This is a genomic window from Mycobacterium sp. ACS1612, from assembly GCF_001667505.1.
Taxonomy (GTDB): Bacteria; Actinomycetota; Actinomycetes; order Mycobacteriales; family Mycobacteriaceae; genus Mycobacterium.
In genome coordinates, this window is sequence record NZ_LZHZ01000022.1 from 159929 (window position 1) to 178283 (window position 18355).

The window sequence follows — 18355 nt, forward strand, 5'->3', positions numbered from 1 at the left end:
GTCGGCGACCTCAGACCCTACGGTTCCGTCACCGTAGGTTGCGCCTGGTTACGGTTGCGTACGTTTTCCCCGCTCAGCCACACTTTTTGCAGTTTGCCAAAGCGGAAGGAACTGCGTTGGGCCACTACATCGCCAATGTTCGTGACATCGAGTTCAACCTGTTCGAGGTGCTGAACATCGACGACGTGCTCGCCGGTGGCGGCTACGCCGATCTCGATGCCGACACAGTACGCACGATGCTCGACGAGGTCGCCCGGCTTGCGGAGGGCCCCGTGGCCGAATCCTTCGCCGCAGCCGACCGGAACCCGCCCGTCTTCGATCCGGAGCACCACACCATCAGCGTGCCGGGTGAGTTGGCGAAATCGGTTCAGGCCATCAAGGACTCGGACTGGTGGCGCGTCAGCATTCCCGAGGAGATCGGCGGTGTGCCCGCACCCGCACCGGTGATCTGGGCGATCAACGAGATGCTGCTGTGCGCCAACCCCTCCGCCGCATTCTGGTGGGCGCTGGGTCCGGCGATGGCGCGGGCGCTCTACGTCGAAGGCAACGATGAGCAGAAGCGTTGGGCGGCAGAGGGTATCGCGCGTGGCTGGTCGGCGACCATGGTGCTGACCGAGCCCGACGCGGGGTCCGACGTCGGCGCGGGCCGTGCGAAAGCCACCGCGCAACCCGACGGCACCTGGCACATCGAAGGCGTCAAGCGGTTCATTTCCGGTGGTGACGTCGGCGATACCGCCGAGAACATCTTCCATCTGGTGCTGGCCCGCCCCGAGGGCGCGGGCCCGGGTACCAAGGGCCTGAGCCTGTTCTACGTGCCGAAATATTTGTTCGACCCCGAGACGTTCGAACTCGGTAAGCGCAACGGTGTCTTCGCGACAGGGCTCGAACACAAGATGGGGCTGAAGTCCTCCCCCACATGCGAATTGACGTTCGGTGCGCACGGAATTCCGGCCGTCGGTTATCTGGTCGGGGACGTCCACAATGGCATCGCGCAGATGTTCACCGTCATCGAGAACGCCAGGATGACGATCGGCGTCAAGGCGGCGGGCACACTGTCGACCGGCTATCTCAACGCGCTGGCGTTCGCAAAGGAGCGGATCCAAGGGGCTGACCTGACCCAGATGACCGACAAGTCCGCGCCGCGGGTGACGATCATCCACCACCCCGATGTACGCCGCAGCCTGATGGCGCAGAAGGCGTACGCCGAGGGTTTGCGGGCGCTGTACTTCTACGCCGCCGCGCATCAGGATGACGATGTGGCCCAATTGGTTTCGGGCGCCAGCCCGGAGTTGGCCCACCGTGTCGATGATCTGCTGCTGCCGATCGTCAAGGGTGTGGGTTCCGAACGCGCCTATGAGTTGCTGACCGAGTCGCTGCAGACCCTCGGCGGGTCCGGTTTCCTCCAGGATTACCCGATCGAGCAGTACATCCGCGACGCCAAGATCGACTCGCTGTACGAGGGCACCACCGCGATCCAGGCGCTGGACCTGTTCTTCCGCAAGATCGTTCGCGACCGCGGCGAGTCGCTGGCCCATGTGGCGGCGCAGATCACGAAGACGATCGACACGTGCGACGCCGATTTGAAGACTCAGGCCGCACAGTTGCGCACGGCGCTGGAGCATGTCCAGGGGATGACGGCGACCATGACCGGCTACCTGATGGCTGCGGCCGAACAGCCAACGGAGATCTACAAAGTGGGGCTCGCCTCGGTGCGGTACCTGCTCGCCGTCGGCGACCTGATCATCGGGTGGCGTCTGCTGGTGCAGGCCGATGTGGCCCGCGCCGCGCTGGCCGCCGCCAAGGGTGACGATGCGTTCTATCAGGGCAAGGTCGCGACCGCGACGTTCTTCGCCGCCAACATGCTGCCGAACCTCGCGGCCGTTCGCGGCATCATCGAGAACTTCGACATTGACATCATGACACTGCCCGAGGAAGCCTTCTGAGGTAGCCGCTGCTCCTAGCTAGAAAGTTTGTCGCCTTGCCCTTCGGCGACTTCGCTTTGGATGCGTTCGAATTGCACTGCCATGGCTGCTGAGGGGGGCGTTGGCCGCTGACAGCGGACGCACCCATCACCATGAAGTCGTCGATGAGGCCGTCGTCGTTGACGCGGATGAAGTCGCAACCGGTGCTGCGGCAGCTGCGGATTGTTGGGCTCGTACGGCGACCGGGTCCGCGACGCTGTTTATCGGCCGGCGAACCAAGGCGGCATCGAATAGCCCAAGGCACTGTGCCGTGGCGCCGGTGCTCGATGGCTTCAGTCATGATGTGTCCCAAGACATTCGGTGAATCCTAATGAGGAGGCTGGCGGGTCAGCGTTGGCGGTACGACGGTCACGCTGGACTGCACTGCCGAACTGGGCGTACTGACCACGGTCATCGGGTTAGCCAATTGAGCTCCGCAAAGGCCAGCGGCGAGGTCGACCGCCGAGCCGGCTGTATTGATGTGGGTAGCATGAGGACCGCGTTCGCTCATACGAGGGTAGGTGGTGACGTTGACGCGCCCCTGGTTCGCCGAACTCAAACCCACTGCGCAACAGGCGTCGCCGATCGTGTCCGTACTCCCCGAACGGGCTGCGGAACTGACTGCACTCCTGGGGTCGGGGCCGGCGGACTGGGCGGTTGAATTGGGTGCGCTGATGGCCGCCAGCATCATCGCCGCGATCCCGGAGCTGGCCGTGGACGCAGTCGCCGACGAGGTTGCCAAGGGTTGCGAGGCCGTGGCCCTGGGCACCCTGACTGCACTCGCGCTCGACGACGACGTGAAGTTCGCGGCGATGCCGGAGGTTCTCACTGGGCCCATGGAAGTGGTAGCGCGCGGCATCGGCATCGAGCACATGCTGCGCAGTATCCACGTCGCCCACGCCACCGCCGCGGGCGTGGTGCTCGATGCCGCCGAACGCGTGGTGCCCGAGTCCCAGCGCTTCGTCGAGATGAGGCGCATCAACCAGACACTGTTCGGCATCGTCGATGTCCTGACCAAACGAATGGCCGATGAGTACGCCCGCGCGCAGGAGGCGTGGTTGACCAGTTCAGTGGCTCTACCCACCGAGATCGTGGAGGACCTTGTGCAGGGTTCTGCCGTGCCGATTGATAGGGCCACCCGGATTCTGGGTTACGACCTGAGCCGCTGGCATCTTGCCGTGATCGTCTGGACTGATGCGACCACCCCCGCTGCACCCATCCAGCTCAGAACCGCTGCTTCCGAGGTCCTTACCGCCGCGGGGTGCGTCTCGACGCTCGTTCTTCCGGTGGGAGCCCACCGAGTTTGGGCGTGGGGCTCGCGAACGTCGGACCCGCCCGAGTCGGCCGTCGCAACGACGGCGCCGCCTTCAGGCGTGCGCGTCGCAGTCGGACTGGCGGCTGCCGGCGTCGAGGGGTTCCGGGACAGCCACCGCCAGGCGGCCGAGGTAGCCCGCGTCGGCGCCTTGTCGACGCGTGACGTCTCGTCGTTTTGCTATCACGACCTCGACATCGTCGCGATGCTCAGCACCGACCTGCCGGCCGCACGCGGCTTCGTCGCCCGCGAACTCGGCGGCTTGGCCGGCAGCACCGAGTCCGTTTCCACCATCCGTCGGACCCTCAAGCGGTACCTCGATCGCGACAGGAGTCTGGCCACCACCGCAGCCGATCTCCACATCGCGCGAAACACCGTTGCCTACCGGGTTCAGCGCGCTGAGCAACTGCGTGGCCGACCCGCGACCGATCGCCGCCTGCAGCTGCATGCCGCCCTCACCCTCGCCGACGAACTCGGTGACGCCGTCCTGCGACCACGGCCGCCCGCATCGGACCTGGATTGAAGCACAGTCGAAACCGGTCAATTTTGGATTTGAGTCCAGGCTTTGGTTTGTGGTCGCGCGGTTGACTGGACAGAAAGCCCGTCGAAAGGTGGGCAGACGAGGAGAAGTCGGTGGTCGTCCATCTGGTCCGGTACCAGGACGCCGAGCAGAGCTCGTGGGGCGTCCTTACAGGCGACATCGTCTCGCCACTCGCCGGGGACTATCGGCGCACCGCCGACCTGATCGAGCGCGGTGAGCCCGACTGGAGCGCGGTAGCGGCCCGAGCGGGCGGGCTGGCGCTGACCGAGGTTGAACTGCTCTCACCGGTCACCACGCCGTGCCGGGTGATGTGTCAGGGCGCCAACTACCGTCAACACGCCATCGAGTCCGGGATGAACCCTGATGAGAGGGCCTTCAACCTGTTCTTCGACAAAACCGACGCCGCCGTCACTGGACCCTGCGCCCCAGTCACCCGTCCGGCTCACGTCACCCTGCTGGACTACGAGATCGAGCTGGCGCTCGTGCTGCGTCAAAAGGTCGACGCGCCCACGACGGTAACCATGGAGAACCTGCACGAATACGTCTTCGGCGTCACCATCGCCAACGACCTCTCCGCCCGCGACATCCAGCTACCACAGGGACAATTCCTGAAGGGCAAGAGCTACCGCGGATTCTGTCCGCTGGGCCCGGTGCTGGCCGTCCTTGAACCACACGAGTTCGGTCTGCTCGACGACCTTGAGTTGCGGCTGGAGGTCAACGGGTCGCTACGACAGACCGATAACACCGTGAACATGCTCTATCGGCCCGCTGAGACGCTGACTGAGTTGACCGAGTTCTGCAACGTCAGCCCCGGTGACGTGCTGCTGACCGGCACCCCACATGGCTGCGTGGCGACCTCGCCTCGGCCCGCGCTCCGCCGACTGGCGACCGCGCTGCTGCCCGAAGACAAGCTGTGGGCGGCATTCATCAAGCTCAACCAACGCAAGCCCTACCTGCAGCCCGGCGACGTGGTCACCGCCTCGATTCGCAACGGCGCCGGGACTCTCGACTTGGGCACTCAGCGAAACACCATCGTTGCCGGAACCCGCTAGGAAGGATTCACAATGAGCGCCACGCCCAGTCCACTGCATCCCTCTCACTCAGAGGACTCCGACACGGCGACCTCGACACCGGATCTCGCGGAACTTCCCGACCGTCTCGTGCCCGACTTCATCGCTCACTGGGTGATCAAGACCGCCCGCAGCGCCGAGATGATCGAGTGGTACGGAAAGGTTTTCGGCGCTCGCGTCGTCTACGAAGACCATCAGATCGCGTTTCTCACTTGGGATCACGAGAGCCATCGGCTGGCGCTGGTCAAACTTCCGCCGCCATTACGCTACGTCTTTCCGCTGTCCCGATGGCGCCGCAAGGCCTACGGCATCGACCATCTCGCCTTCACTTTCACGTCAGTGAAGGCCTTGCTGCTGACCTACGAACGGCTCAGGGGAGTCGGCATAACGCCGGTCTGGTCCATCTACCACGGGCCCACGACCAGCCTGTACTACGAGGATCCAGAAGGTATTCGGCTCGAATTCCAGACGGAGAACTTTCCCACCGCCCAGAAGACCGCCGAGTACTTCGGCAGCGACGAGTTCGCAGCGAACCCGATCGGCACCAACATCGACCCGGACTACCTTCTCGAACAGCTTCACGTAGGTGTACGCGAAGAGGACCTGCTCAAGAGAGGCGCCGGCATCCATCCTGGTACCAAACCCCGATCCAACAAGCGCGCCATCACGTGGAAGACGCTGTGAGGCATAGACACCGAATCGGTCGTCATCGTCGGCGCCGGCGCCGCCGGATCCACGTTGGCCTTGCTGCTGGCCCGCTACGACATACCCAGCACGGTTATCGAACAACGCAATGATCCCCGCCTGCATCCGGCCGCGCATGTCATCAACGCCTGCTCCTAGAGATCTGGCATCAGGCCTCCCTGCGCTGGCGCGCGCCGTGGAATCGATCAACCCCCGATCGACACGGTCAACATCATCCGCTGGTGCACCGACGTGCGCAGCCCGCCGTTAGGAGAGATCGACCTCCTCTCCCAACCCGACCGGTCGCCGAGGTGCGCAGTCACAGCGCAAATCTCATCTCCCACAGCGGTCAGCACCTGCTCATGCCGGAGGTGTGGAAAGTTCTCGACGATGAGTCTCTCATCGGCTTCCGGCGCGGATGGCGAGCCGAGAAGGATGGCGGCCGGTTGATCGTGCGCTCGTCGGGTACGGAGCCGACCGCCGTATCACCGCGGTACGTCATCGCCGCGGACTGGGCGAACAGCGCGTTGTGCGACGCTGCCGGCATCGCCATGAGAGGTCCGGTACTGGCCAACATGGGTAGCGCTTATTCTTTGACGCGCCGGGGATCTATCCCGCCGGCAGCGACCGGCCGCTGCTCAGCTGGATCTACCATCCGCGTTTTAGTGGGGAGATGATCGCCCACGCCGACGATGACTATGTGCTGATGACCTATACCTGCACGAGGCTCAACTGATCGCATCCGACAGCCGCCCGTTCTGGGATCGGATACTGCCCAACGTAATTGGCTTCGACGATTATCGGATCCGCTCGACCGGCACCTGGACGATGACCAAGCAGATCGCTGATCGGTTCCGTCGAGAATCGCTGCTGCTCATCGGCGACGCTGCTCACCGCTTCCCCCACCGGCGGCTTCGGGCTCGGCAGCGGCGACCCGATGGCCACGTGGTGTGGCGCACCAGCACGGCCCCGCTGGGGGCTGACCGGCCGCGGATGTTCATCGAACGCGCCTGGGTTCAGGTCCATCCGCACGCGAGCCGCCGTAAGCGCCTCCGCGCCTGCAATCATGACCGCTTCGATGGCGCTGATGTCACGATGTGCGGCGTCATCGATTGCGCAGCGGCTCGGGTGGTTTCGGCGGCGTTGTGGATCGCGATGTGGCCGATGTAGCCGTCCGGGCGAATCAGTAACAACGTGTCTCGGGTCAGCCCGTAGATCCTGGCGAATCCTCCGGTCGGGTCACTGAACACATCACCGGCGTCGATGGCGAGGCGTTTGAGTGGTGCGCTGGCGGCGGGCCAGTCGAGTTCCGCCAGCGCCGCGGCGGCGTGCGCGCCGTAAGCCAGCACCGTGAAATGAGGTCCGCGGTATGCGTCAAACAGTCTCACGCGGCGGCCGTCCGCATCGACGAGGTCGGCGTTCGGTGCGCGGTCACCGACACGCAGCGTCGCCGTGCGGTCCGCGACCAGCGGCGCTAGCGGCCCGCCGTGGTAGGTCAGGGCGAGTTGTTTTTCGTCCTTGCCGCGCCGCATGCTCGACGGGTCGAGCTTACCGATCCCTTCGTACTTCTTGGTCGAGAGACCGAGCACGCCCGCAGCGATCGGCAGCCGTTCCTGTTCATAGGTGTCGAGGAGTTGATCGTCGGCTCCCGCTAGGACTTGGCCGAGTTTCCATCCCAAGTTGTAAGCATCCCCGATACCAGTGTTGAGGCCCTGCGCGCCGGCCGGGGTGTGCACATGGGCGGCGTCACCGGCCAATAGCACCCGGCCGCGGCGGTAGTTCTCGGCCAGCCGGATATTGGGGCGAAACACAGACTGCCACTGGATGTCTCGCAGTGCGAGCCGCTTGTTGCGGGTATGCGCTTGGATGCGCGCGTTGATCTGCGCCAGGTCTTGCGGGGCTGGTTCGTCGGGTGAGAACCGGATCATCCATTGAAATTTGTCACTGTGGGGCAGCGGGCAGGCGCCCACGAAGCGGCCCTTGAGGCCGGGCCACACGTGCCAGTACTTGCGGGATAGTCCACCCGAGACGGTGGCGTCGACGATGAGGATGCGGTCGGCCTCGTCCGTGGAGCCACTGAACTCGACGCCGAGGAGCTTGCGAACTCGGCTGCCGCCGCCGTCGGCGCCGACGAGGTAACGCGCGCTGATGTCCTCGGCGCCGTCGGAGGTCGCGACCTGCGCGGTGACATGGGTGCCGTGGTCGGTCAAGCCCACCAGCTCTGTACCGAAATCAACCCGCTCGCCCAATGATTCGAATCGGGCGTGCAGCGCGCGGTCGGTACGGTGCTGCGGGATGAGCCAGGTGTCGGGGTATGGGATATCGGCACCGCGCTTTCCTTTGGCCATCATCCGGAAGGGGATGGTGAGCGGGCCCAGATGGATTCCCATAGGCGGGTAAAGCGCGCCCTGATTCATGATGTCAGGCAATGCGCCGAGATCGTCGAGAACCTCGAGGGTCCGGGGCTGGATGCCTTTGGCGCGCGACCCGTCGAAGGCATGTGGCGCCTTGTCGATGAGGCGCACCGCTACCCCACGGCGTGCGAGGTCTATTGCCAGCGTGGTGCCGGCGGGCCCCGCCCCGACGATCAAGACGTCGGTGGCGCTGGTTGTGGTCATTGGTTATACCGATCTGTGGGAGGTGTCGTAGAAGGCCGCCAGTTGGTCGGCGACGACGACGGGGCGTTCGAAGGGAGCCATGTGGCCGCAGTCGTCGATGACGTGGCATTGGCTGGGATGCAGCAGCTCGCGGACCTGGTCCAGGTTGCTGATGGGTGTGACGTGATCGTCTGTGCCCCAGATTAATTGGATGGGCCGCCCCACCGTACCGGTGTGCCGGTAGAGCTCGGCGCGGTCGAACAACGGGAAGTGCCGCAGTGTCTCGAAGAAGGCGTAGATCGAGCCTTCGTATCGGTAGGCGTCGCCGACCATGGTTGACAGTGCAGCGGCGCGATTCGGGTCCGCCACGTTTTGCCCTAGGTGCTGCTCGAGGATGCGACGTCCGAAGTGTCTGGCGATGAAACCGGCGGTGAAGTCGTTGGCCAGCAATAGTTTCTGGGTCACCGGTTGACGACTTAAACCGGCCGGGCCGACCAACGTCAATGTGGCGGTGCTCCTGCCGTGTTGACCCACATACGCCATGGCAATCAGCGCGCCCATCGACGTACCCACGACATGAAAGGGCGCGGGCAACTCCAGGCGCTCGATGAGCTCGTGGAGTTGGCGCACGAACAGCGCCTGGTCATAGCGGGCGACGACGCGGTCGGAATAGCCGCGCCCGTAGCCGCTGTAGGCCAGGGTCCGAAGTCCGCGGGCGTGCAGTTCGACGGCTAGCTCATCCCAGTAGAACAGCGGAATGGTCAGGCCGCCGGCCAGTACGACGACGTCACCGCCGTCGGGACCGGTCAGCTCGTAATGCGTTACACCATCCGACAATTGAATGTAGTTGCCACGCAGACTGGGCCGCGTGGCGGGATCGAGTCTGCGGTCCTCTCCGGATGCGACGAAGTACTTCATCGGACGTTCCTATGCTGAGTTTGCAAGAATTCGATGATCGAGTCGGCCACCCAAGCAGGGTCTTCCTCGGGGAGCAGATGCCCGCCGTCGGGATGGATCTTTTCCGTGCTGCCGGCGATGTCGCGGGTGAAGTGTTGGCCATCCATGTCGGCGCTGCGTAGCACCAGGGTCGGCACGCTGATGTAGGGGATCTCGGCGCTGCGATCGGGCTGGTCGGTGGTGAGGAAATCAACGAACGCCGAGCGATTGCCCGGCCGATTCCACAACCGGTGCGCTCGCTCCACCATCGCAGCATCGACGATGTCGCAGTTCGGCCCGACCGCTTGGCGCAGGCTGCGCTCGACGGCGCGCCGGGGCATGAACCGCCGCAGCAGTTGCCCCACCACCGGGTTGCGCGCCAATGCCATCGCGGCGGGCAGTTTCTTGTCCGGATAGCCAGTCGCGTTGATCAACACCAAACCGCTCAGGTGCAGGTGCTCGGTGTGATCGAGGGCAAGGTTCCAGGCGATGTTGCCGCCCAACGAGTTGCCCACCAGGGCGCATCGCTCGACGCCGATGACGTCCAAGAACCGGGCGAGCATCGCGGCGTAGGTGGCAACGCGGTAGTCGCGGTCGGGGCGCGGCCCCGTTACGCCGAAACCAGGCAGATCCAGGCGAATCACGTCGAAGGACGCACACAGCCGTTGCGCGACGGCCTCCACTCCGTACAGCGAGGACGCGCTGCCGTGCAGCAGCACCACTGTCGGGCCCGTCCCCGAGCGCTTGTAGTGGATCCGCATCCCGTCGACCGCGGCGAACCGCGAGTCCGAATCAACATCGATATCGTCAACCTTCATAATGGATACAGTGTTGCCGTTATTGTGATCGCTGTCAAGAATGGTCATACTGAGCCTCATGGGCACGTCATGCACCGGTACTGAGCCGATGGAGCGGAGCACTCTGCGAACCAGGGGTCGTCCGCCGCTACCGCTGGACCGGATCGTCGCGACTGCGACGCGCATCCTTGACGAAGAGGGCGCCGACGCCCTGTCGATGCGAAATCTGGCTCAGCGTCTGAACTCGGGCACCGCGACGCTGTATCGGCACTTCACCGGACGGGCGGACCTTGTCGCCCACGTCGTCGACGGCGTGCTGGCCGAGGCACACGTGGAAGATGAAGTACTCGAAGACATGACGTGGCAGCAAGCCTGTGGGACGTTGGCACATAAGCTTTTTGATGTGTTCCGACGTCACCCCCATGTGGCACCGCTTTTGGTCGAACACATGCCGCTAGGGCCCAACGCGATGGCCCAGCGCGAGCAGTCGATCGGGCTGCTGCTCAAAGCCGGCTTCAGGCCTGCACTGGCAGCGCAGGCCTGCGCCACGCTCGCGCGCTACGTGTTGGGGTTCGCTACGCAGTTGTCCACATCAACTGGCAGCGCGACCGATGACGATGAAGCGTGGACGAGCCTGGACCCCGGGACGTTTCCTGCCATCGTCAGCGTGGCCGAGCATCTGCCGGTACCGCTGGAGCAAGAGTTCGCCTTCGGCCTTGAGTTGATCATCAACGGGTTGAGCCAACTCGCACCGAAATCGGTCGCGCGCAAGGGGCGTTGACACCGCTCCTATTATCGGACACACTGTATCCGTTAATAGGGCAGCGGGAGGCAAACAGTGGCGCGAATACTGTTGCGTGGTGCACAGGTGATCACCATGGCGCCCCATCGCCCCGACACCGAACGCATCGACATCCTCGTCGATGAGGACCGCATTGCGGCGTTGGGCGACTCCGTCGACACTGCCGGCGCCGACGTAGTCGATCTCGAAGACCGCATCGTCATCCCGGGACTCGTCAACGCCCACCTACACACGTGGCAGACCGCGCTACGGTTCGCCGGCGGAGACTGGTCGCTGCTGGAATACCTGGCCCACACTCACGGCCACGTCGCCCGCAGATACGCGCCAGACGATATGTATATCGGCACACTGGCCGGTGCACTGAACCAAATCAACTGCGGCACAACCACTGTGGGCGACTGGTGCCACAACTGCCTGACACCGGCGCATGCCGACGCCGCAATCGACGCACTGAAAACCGCCGGTATCCGCGCCGTCTTCTTTCACGGCACACCTCATGGCGGCCCCACCAAACCTCACGACGTGTCCGAAGTCGACCGTCTCCTTGACGGGCCCATCGCCAACAGCGCTCTACTCACGCTGGGAATGGCAATCAAAGGCCCGCAACTCTCGGCACCCGACGTGGCGATCGCGGACCTGCGCGCCGCCATCGACCGCGGCGTGATCGCATCGATGCATCAAAGTGCGGGAAGCCCCGCAGAGGGCTGGAACTCAGTCGGCACCGCAGGCCTGTGGGGGCCGCGCGTCAACATCGTGCACGGCACCGGTCTGACAGGCGCATGGGTCAAGCGCCTCGCCGACGTCGGAGTAAGCTTTACAACGACACCGGAAAACGAACTGGGCCAAGGACATTGCACGGCGATCACCGAACAACTGCTGCACGCCGCTGCCGCGCCGTCGCTCGGTACCGACACCGAGACCGCCGTATCCGGCGAAGTTCTCACCGCCGCCAGGATCACGTTGGCCCGCCAGCGCGGACTAATCCATGGACAACAACTCGAGCGAACGGGCCTGAGCGCGCCAACCGCGACACCCACCGGTAAGCAGGCGCTGTCGTGGGCCACCTCGCACGGCGCACGTGCGCTTGGGCTCGGCGACCGGATCGGCCACCTCTCCCCTGGGATGCAAGCAGATCTCGTCGTCATCGACACCAGAGCACTGAACCTGTGGCCGGCACACGACCCGATCACCGCGGCGTTGCAGGCCAGCATCGCCAATATCGAAGCGGTCATGATCGCCGGACGCTGGCGCAAGCGGCACCACGCACTCATCGACTCGGACGTCGACGGGGTCAAAGAGCAGCTATGGCGGTCGGGCGAACGATTCAGCCACGCATTGGATGCCACCGGTCCGATCGCCCGCACACGGCACCGGGTGGTGCGCACGGTTGTGCGTCGACATCTCCGTCGCCAAGCGCATGCCGGGGATGCCTAGCGACCGCGCGTCAGCCGGCTTAGGCGGAGTCGGGCAGCATCTCGTCGGCAAGGTCCGGCAGCGGGCGGGTGCAGATCTCATGCGCCTCGTCGGCAGGAAGCCCGAACAACCGCAGCACGTCTTCGGTCACTCGATCGGCGGCCGCGGAGTCGTCCCGCTCCGGCTCATCCTGCAGCAGCTTGCCGAGACCGAGCAACGCGCCGCCGGCGACGGCCAACGCCAACTTGGGGTCGTCCACCGTGAATCGACCTGCGGCGACTGCCGTTTCGATGTCCCGCAATGCACGCGGGCCGAGGCCGCGTTCCGACGACATCAGGTTGAGTCCGCTGGCAAGCAGGATCCGACTCTCCTGTGGACGACGTCGAAATAGCCGCCCGGTCAATCGGAAGCTGGACGCGAAAGTTTCAGCGGGGTCGTCGATCGTCGCCGTGAGCTGATCGAGCAGGGCGCCATGGGTGTCGAGCACGTCGGCAACCGCGGCCTCGAACAGTTCTTCCTTGCTGTCGAAGTGGTTGTAGAACGACCCCATCCCGACATCGGCGGCCTGCGTGATCTCGAGCACCGGCACGTTGAGCTTGCCCGCAGCGATCAGGGCCTGCGCCGCCTGGATCAGGGCCGCGCGCGTGCGCTGCTTGCGCCGTTCCAGCCGGTTGACCGGCTCATCCTGCGATTCACTCACCCATGCAGCATAGCAGTCTCTGTCAGTTTTGATGATTTCGTCAGAAAGTCTTGACTGAGCATTACGTCGTATGTGACGATTTCGTCAGTCAGAAGGGAGCCAGCATGAACGGCCTGGTAGGTGCCCACAGCGAGTTGCACAGTGAGCACGGCGCTCGGAAGGGCGAGCACATCGGGCGGTCGCGGAATCCGGTGATCAAGGTCGCCGACATCGCGTGGCTGGAGTTCCAGAAGCCCGACCTCGTGCGGGCCGAGGTGTTCGCACACGCCTTCGGTTTCGCCACCGTGCTGCGGACCGGCACCGAATTGCTATTGCGGGGCACCGACGCGGGCGCGCCATGCGTCATCGTTCGCCGCGGCGCGTGTACCCGATTCCTCGGTGCCGCCTATCACGCCCAGGACGAGGCAGACCTGTTGCGCCTTGCCGAGGCGACCGGGGCCCATGCCGAGCCTCTGCCCGAAGCCATCGGCGGATTGACCGTCGATCTGGTCGACCCCAGCGGCGTTCCGATCCATGTCGTAGCCGGCATCCACCCACTCGACTCGCTGTCGCCGCAGACTCCGCACACCTACAACGTCGGACACGAACTGCGACGGGTGAACGCGACGCAGCGCCCGCCCCGTGAACCCGCGAAGGTGCAGCGACTGGGACACCTGGTGCTGCAGACCACGAAATACCTCGAGACGTTGAACTTCTACCTCGACAACCTCGGCATGATCGTCAGCGACTTCCTCTATTACCCCGGGCAGCGCGACCGCGGACCGACAATGAGTTTCATCCGCTGCGACCGCGGCAGCGTCCCCGCCGACCACCACACGCTTGCCCTGGCGCTCGGGCCTCAGAACCGATACGTGCACTCGGCCTACCAGGTGTGCGATCTGGACGCGCTGGCCGCAGGCGGCGAATACCTCCGGGAGCGCGGCTATTTCCGATCTTGGGGCATCGGCCGGCACATCCAGGGCAGTCAGTTGTTCGACTACTGGCGCGATCCGGACGGCTTCATGGTCGAGCACTTCGCCGACGGGGACATGTTCGACTCATCGCTGGAGCCGGGCTGGGCGCCGTTCACCGCATCGGGCTTGGCCCAGTGGGGGCCGCCCGCGAGCAAGGACTTCCTCGGTAGCAATCCCAAAGCCCTTCCCGATGAGGCGCGGTCGATGATCGCCGCGCTGCGTGGGGACAACGAATTCGATGTCAACCGCCTGATCGGCCTCCTGAAAGTAGTTCGTTCATGACCATTTCCGTCCTTCGCACCGCTGATGCCTGGTGGGTCCAAACACCCACGGGCGCAGCCAAAATCGATACTGCTGCGACCACGACTGGTGAGCTGCTGGGCGACCGAGCCGCGATCGATGCCGCGGCCCACAGTTCCGGCACCGTCCCCGTCGACGGCCTCGATCTGCTCTCCCCCGTCACAGCTCCATGCCGTGTGGTAGCCCAGATGACGAACTTCGTCTCACACGTCGAGGACGCGGGTATGGATCCAAAGACGATCCCACTCACCTTTTTCCGTAAGTCATCCGCCTCCATCAGCGGTCCGTTTGATGACATCGTCAAACCGCAGCACGTCAAGTTCCTGGACTACGAAGTGGAGATCGGTCTGGTCGTCGGTCGGGACATCCCGGTCGGAACTGAGATCACCGAGTCGAACCTGGCTGATTACATCGCCGGCCTCGTCGTGACGAACGACGTGTCCGCCCGCGACATCCAGTTGCCGCAAACCCAGTTCTACGAGGCGAAGTCATACCCGACGTTCACGCCTGTCGGCCCCGCCCTGGTGCTCGTCGACGCCGACGAGCTCAAGCGGTTCGGCGATCTCCGGCTGCAAACGCGCGTCGGCGGCGAACTGCGACAAGACATGCTGGTCGAGGGCGACATGATCTACGGACCGTTGCAGGCTCTGCAGTCGCTGTCGCGATTCCAGGACTTGAGGGCAGGCGATCTCATCTTAACGGGCACGCCCGTCGGCACCGCGCTCAGCGCTCCACCGAAGGTGATCCAGATGATCTCTTCGCTGTTGCCACCCCAAGTGAAGTGGAAGGCGTTCTTCAAGCAGCAAGCCAAGAACGACAAGTATCTGCAGCACGGCGACATAGTCGAACTGTCCGTCGCGACCGACGACGGCGCCATCGACCTCGGCACCCAGCGCACCAGGGTGAAACACGCGTGACCGATCTACTATGGCCGAGCTACGCCGCGCCGGCCGACCTCAAAGACATCGAGTCGATTCCGTTGGAGCACAGGGGCTTACCTGAATCCACCTACGCGCTGCTGACAAGGGCGGCCACGCTGTGGCCAGAGCAAACCGCAGTGACAGTACTGCCCGACGCGACCCGCTGGGACAAGCCGGCGCATCGGACCTTCAGTGAGTTGCTCAGTGACGTGCACAAGACGGCCAATTTCTTGCGGGGCATCGGCGTGGGCCGAAACAATGCCGTTGCGCTGATCTCCCCCAACTGCGACGCGCTGCTCACCGCCACCTTGGCTGCTCAGCTCGCCGGTATCGCCGCGCCGATAAACGGCGGCCTGTCTTCGGAGCACGTCGCAGAGCTTCTGACACGGTCCGGTGCACGAGTGCTGATCGCCGCTGCACCCGAACTGGACGCGGCCAGTTGGGAAATGGCCGAACAACTCGCGACTGCCGGCGTTGTCGACACAGTGCTGGCGCTGCCTGCAACCGGCGGAATCCGTCAGTCGGCGATGTATGACGGGTCAGCTTTCCGCGGAAAGCTACCGGCCCCCGGCGATCTGGCTGCGATCTTCCACACCGGCGGCACGACTGGCGCACCGAAGCTGGCCGCACATACCCATGCCAACGAAGTAACCGACGCGTGGATGATCGCGGCCAACTCCGTCCTCGACGAGAACGCAACGATCTTCGCAGCGTTGCCGTTGTTTCATGTCAACGCGCTTGTCGTCACCCTGCTGGCACCGATGATGCGGGGTCAGCGCGTGATCTGGGCAGGCCCGCTCGGTTATCGCGATCCGGCGCTCTATGCCAACTTCTGGAAGATCGTTCAGCGCTACGCCATCACCTCGATGAGCGCGGTACCGACTGTCTACGGCGTTTTGGCGCAGTGCGCTGTCGACGCCGACATCTCCAGCCTGCGCTTCGCTCTGGTCGGCGCCTCAGCGCTGCCCGTCTCTGTGCGACGGGATTTCGAGGCGCACACCGGCATCCGACTACTCGAGGGCTACGGGCTGACCGAGGCGACGTGCGCAAGCGCGCGCAGCTTCCCCGATGACCAGCGCCCAGGATCCGTCGGGCAACGCCTCCCGTACCAACAGGTCAAGACCGTACGCATTGACGCCGACGGTTTGTGGCACGACCTTCCCACCGGCGAGGTAGGCCACTTGGTCATCAGCAGCCCGACGGTGTTTCCCGGTTACGTGACCGCCGGTGGCAGTGATGGTTTCGTTGTCGATGGCCAGGGCAAGCTCGTCGACGGCTGGCTGGATACCGGTGATCTGGCGCGGATCGACTCCGATGGCTTCATTTACCTGACGGGCCGCGCGAAGGATCTGATCATCAGAGGTGGTCACAACATCGATCCGGCCACCATCGAGGACGCGCTCCTGCAGCATCCCGATGTCACCGGTGCGGCGGCGGTGGGCAGACCCGACACTCATGCCGGGGAGGTCCCCGTTGCCTACGTGACCCTCAGGTCGGACTGCGCGGTGACGGGCGATCAACTACGTGCATGGGCGAGCGAGCATGTCGCCGATAAAGCGGCCGCGCCGAAAGTCGTCACCATCATCGACACGCTGCCGGTCACCGCCGTCGGCAAGCCGTACAAGCCGCCGCTACGTGCTGACGCCGCACACGCCGCAGCCACCGACGCCCTAGCCGACCAAAACGGAATCGAATCCATCGCCGCCGCAGTCGAAGACGGTTCACCTGTGGTCACCGTCACGCTCAATTCACTAGCCGACCACGTGGCTGTCGAGGAGGCCCTCGGCCGCTACCCCATGACATCGCGGGTGGAGAAGACGCCATGACGACCGTCCCCGTCGTCATCGTCGGTGCCGGCCCGACGGGTATCGCCGCGGCCACCTTGCTGGCGCAGTACGGCGTCGAATGCGTCGTTCTGGATCGGTGGGCCAGCGTGTATCCCCAGCCTCGCGCTGTCCACCTCGATGACGAGATCTACCGAATCGTGGCGCGTCTCGGTATTGCTGAGGAGTTCGCCGCGATCTCCCGCCCGGCACTGGGCTTGCGGTTACTCGACAACACCACACGAGTGTTGGCCGAGTTTCAGCGCGATCCGGCACGCAGCGTGCACGGCTTCCCGCAGGCGAACATGTTCGATCAGCCCGACTTCGAGGCGCTGTTGCGCACGAATCTCGGGCGCTACCCGTCTGTGGAGTTTCGTGGCGACGCCGAGGTGACGCACATCGCCGACGAGGAGAATGGCCGAATCCTGGTCACGTATGGCGATCGCGCGAGTGGCGCAGAGCATGTCGTCGAAGCGAATTACGTGCTCGGGTGCGACGGCGCGAACAGTGTCGTGCGGTCATCCATCGCCGCATGCATGCGCGACTTGAAGTTCGACCAACGGTGGCTGGTCGTCGACATCGCCACAACCGCGGACCTCGGTCAGTGGGAGGGCGTACATCAGGTGTGCGACCCGGGCCGCGCCGCGACCTACATGCGCATCGGAAACGCCCGTTATCGCTGGGAGTTTCAGTTGTTGCCCGGCGAGACCGCCGAGGATTTCGGCACGCTGCATGCGCTGCGGTCGCTCATCGCCCCGTGGGCCGGCCACGTCCCTGGGGCGGACCTAACGCTGGTGCGCGTGGCGGAGTACACCTTCCGAGCCAAGTTCGCCGATCGGTGGCGACGGGGAAACGTATTCCTGCTCGGTGACGCGGCCCATCTCACCCCACCGTTCATCGGCCAAGGGATGGGCGCAGGGTTGCGCGACGCGATGAACCTCGCGTGGAAGCTTGCCGCAGTACTACACGGCGACCTTCCTCCGAGTGTTCTCGACACGTATGAGCAAGAGCGAAAACCGCATGCCCGCTTCATGGTCGGGATGGCGCTGAGCATAGGTTGGGCGATGACTGCGGGCGGGGACCTCGGCAACGCCATCCGCCGACTGGTCGTCCCGCGGCTGCATCTGGTCCCCGGCTTGCGTGACAAGCTCGTTGAGGGTAGGACACCTTCGCTGCACCGTTCTGCGTTGATCCATAAATCGCGGCGGTCGCGGCAATTGGCCGGCAGACTATGCCCGAATCCCGTTGTGGCAGACGGAAAGCGTCTCGACGCGGTGGTGGGGACTGGCTTCTCGCTCGTCACCACCGCCCGACCGCTCGCATTCCAGCAGGCCGCGCTCGACGAGCTGGGCGCTGTTGTCCACGTCGCCGAACCGGGCAGCGAGTTGGCGCGCTGGCTTCGCCGCGGGCGCGCAACCGCCGCGATCATCCGGCCCGACCGCACCGTCATGTGCGCGGGCCGCGATGTTTCTCGGTTGTGCGCCATGATGCCCAAGTTTTCGGCGGTCGTTGCGACCACCGACGCTCCGAAATGCTGAAAGGACGA

General features: G+C 64.6%; 16 protein-coding genes. 12 read left to right on the top strand and 4 right to left on the bottom strand.

Annotation, left to right across the window (positions count from 1 at the left end):
* Window positions 1-116: 116 nt before the first annotated feature.
* The 6 genes from A5724_RS09275 to A5724_RS34470 all read left to right on the top strand — a co-directional run bounded on the left by A5724_RS09275 (window position 117) and on the right by A5724_RS34470 (window position 6738).
* Window positions 117-1943, top strand: a complete 1827-nt coding sequence (locus tag A5724_RS09275; RefSeq protein ID WP_067799651.1) for an acyl-CoA dehydrogenase — start codon at window positions 117-119, stop codon at window positions 1941-1943.
* Window positions 1944-2485: 542 nt separating this feature from the next.
* Window positions 2486-3796, top strand: a complete 1311-nt coding sequence (locus tag A5724_RS09280) for a CdaR family transcriptional regulator (protein WP_232004755.1) — start codon at window positions 2486-2488, stop codon at window positions 3794-3796.
* Between the two features lie 110 nt (window positions 3797-3906).
* Complete coding sequence (locus A5724_RS09285) at window positions 3907-4866, top strand: fumarylacetoacetate hydrolase family protein (RefSeq protein ID WP_067799654.1); 960 nt, start codon at window positions 3907-3909, stop codon at window positions 4864-4866.
* Window positions 4867-4878: 12 nt separating this feature from the next.
* The gene (locus A5724_RS09290; protein WP_082964934.1) at window positions 4879-5568 is read left to right on the top strand and encodes a VOC family protein; all 690 of its coding nucleotides are present in this window, start codon (window positions 4879-4881) and stop codon (window positions 5566-5568) included.
* A 60-nt stretch (window positions 5569-5628) separates the two neighbouring features.
* Window positions 5629-5727 (top strand): FAD-dependent monooxygenase, encoded by a 99-nt coding sequence (locus A5724_RS34465; RefSeq protein ID WP_232004761.1) that lies wholly within the window; start codon window positions 5629-5631, stop codon window positions 5725-5727.
* 669 nt (window positions 5728-6396) lie between these two features.
* Complete coding sequence (locus A5724_RS34470) at window positions 6397-6738, top strand: hypothetical protein (protein ID WP_232004756.1); 342 nt, start codon at window positions 6397-6399, stop codon at window positions 6736-6738.
* On the opposite strand, the gene A5724_RS09305 is transcribed toward A5724_RS34470, so the two are convergent.
* From A5724_RS09305 to A5724_RS09315, 3 genes are read right to left on the bottom strand one after another with little or no spacing between them, the layout of a single operon-like run.
* The gene (locus A5724_RS09305) at window positions 6633-8186 is read right to left on the bottom strand and encodes an FAD-dependent monooxygenase (RefSeq protein ID WP_067799663.1); all 1554 of its coding nucleotides are present in this window, start codon (window positions 8184-8186) and stop codon (window positions 6633-6635) included. The genes A5724_RS34470 and A5724_RS09305 overlap by 106 nt on opposite strands.
* A 3-nt stretch (window positions 8187-8189) precedes the next feature.
* Window positions 8190-9083 (bottom strand): alpha/beta fold hydrolase, encoded by an 894-nt coding sequence (locus A5724_RS09310; RefSeq protein WP_067799667.1) that lies wholly within the window; start codon window positions 9081-9083, stop codon window positions 8190-8192.
* Window positions 9080-9919 carry an alpha/beta fold hydrolase gene (locus A5724_RS09315; RefSeq protein ID WP_067799670.1) on the bottom strand — a complete coding sequence of 280 codons (840 nt, stop codon included), beginning with the start codon at window positions 9917-9919 and terminating at the stop codon, window positions 9080-9082. The genes A5724_RS09310 and A5724_RS09315 overlap by 4 nt, the downstream gene beginning before the upstream one ends.
* 58 nt (window positions 9920-9977) lie before the next feature.
* On the opposite strand from A5724_RS09315, the gene A5724_RS09320 reads away from it, so the two are divergent.
* Both A5724_RS09320 and A5724_RS09325 read left to right on the top strand, forming a co-directional pair.
* Window positions 9978-10679 carry a TetR/AcrR family transcriptional regulator gene (locus A5724_RS09320; RefSeq protein ID WP_232004757.1) on the top strand — a complete coding sequence of 234 codons (702 nt, stop codon included), beginning with the start codon at window positions 9978-9980 and terminating at the stop codon, window positions 10677-10679.
* A 57-nt stretch (window positions 10680-10736) separates the two neighbouring features.
* A complete protein-coding gene (locus tag A5724_RS09325; RefSeq protein ID WP_232004758.1) occupies window positions 10737-12134 on the top strand; it encodes an amidohydrolase family protein in 1398 nt (465 codons plus the stop codon).
* Between the two features lie 19 nt (window positions 12135-12153).
* Here A5724_RS09325 and A5724_RS09330 read toward each other — a convergent pair whose 3' ends face one another.
* Window positions 12154-12813 (bottom strand): TetR/AcrR family transcriptional regulator, encoded by a 660-nt coding sequence (locus A5724_RS09330; protein WP_067799672.1) that lies wholly within the window; start codon window positions 12811-12813, stop codon window positions 12154-12156.
* Window positions 12814-12917: 104 nt separating this feature from the next.
* Between A5724_RS09330 and A5724_RS09335 the strand changes: the two genes are divergently transcribed.
* The 4 genes from A5724_RS09335 to A5724_RS09350 are packed head-to-tail and all read left to right on the top strand — an operon-like array spanning window position 12918 to window position 18347.
* Window positions 12918-14048, top strand: coding sequence for a VOC family protein (locus A5724_RS09335; protein ID WP_067799675.1), 1131 nt, complete (start codon window positions 12918-12920; stop codon window positions 14046-14048).
* On the top strand, window positions 14045-14983 hold the full coding sequence (locus tag A5724_RS09340) for a fumarylacetoacetate hydrolase family protein (RefSeq protein WP_067799678.1): 939 nt from the start codon (window positions 14045-14047) through the stop codon (window positions 14981-14983). Before A5724_RS09335 ends, A5724_RS09340 begins: the two co-directional genes overlap by 4 nt.
* The gene (locus A5724_RS09345) at window positions 14980-16812 is read left to right on the top strand and encodes an AMP-binding protein (RefSeq protein ID WP_067799681.1); all 1833 of its coding nucleotides are present in this window, start codon (window positions 14980-14982) and stop codon (window positions 16810-16812) included. Before A5724_RS09340 ends, A5724_RS09345 begins: the two co-directional genes overlap by 4 nt.
* Window positions 16809-18347, top strand: a complete 1539-nt coding sequence (locus A5724_RS09350) for a bifunctional 3-(3-hydroxy-phenyl)propionate/3-hydroxycinnamic acid hydroxylase (RefSeq protein WP_067799684.1) — start codon at window positions 16809-16811, stop codon at window positions 18345-18347. Before A5724_RS09345 ends, A5724_RS09350 begins: the two co-directional genes overlap by 4 nt.
* The last annotated feature ends 8 nt before the right edge of the window (window positions 18348-18355 follow it).

What these genes read in the sequence shown, in the direction of transcription:
- A5724_RS09290 (WP_082964934.1), top strand. Translation starts at nt 4,879, where the DNA reads ATGAGCGCCACGCCCAGTCCACTGCATCCCTCTCACTCAGAGGACTCC.
- A5724_RS34470 (WP_232004756.1), top strand. Translation starts at nt 6,397, where the DNA reads ATGACCAAGCAGATCGCTGATCGGTTCCGTCGAGAATCGCTGCTGCTC.
- A5724_RS09305 (WP_067799663.1), bottom strand. Translation starts at nt 8,186, where the DNA reads ATGACCACAACCAGCGCCACCGACGTCTTGATCGTCGGGGCGGGGCCC.
- A5724_RS09310 (WP_067799667.1), bottom strand. Translation starts at nt 9,083, where the DNA reads ATGAAGTACTTCGTCGCATCCGGAGAGGACCGCAGACTCGATCCCGCC.
- A5724_RS09315 (WP_067799670.1), bottom strand. Translation starts at nt 9,919, where the DNA reads ATGAAGGTTGACGATATCGATGTTGATTCGGACTCGCGGTTCGCCGCG.
- A5724_RS09320 (WP_232004757.1), top strand. Translation starts at nt 9,978, where the DNA reads ATGGGCACGTCATGCACCGGTACTGAGCCGATGGAGCGGAGCACTCTG.
- A5724_RS09335 (WP_067799675.1), top strand. Translation starts at nt 12,918, where the DNA reads ATGAACGGCCTGGTAGGTGCCCACAGCGAGTTGCACAGTGAGCACGGC.
- A5724_RS09340 (WP_067799678.1), top strand. Translation starts at nt 14,045, where the DNA reads ATGACCATTTCCGTCCTTCGCACCGCTGATGCCTGGTGGGTCCAAACA.
- A5724_RS09350 (WP_067799684.1), top strand. Translation starts at nt 16,809, where the DNA reads ATGACGACCGTCCCCGTCGTCATCGTCGGTGCCGGCCCGACGGGTATC.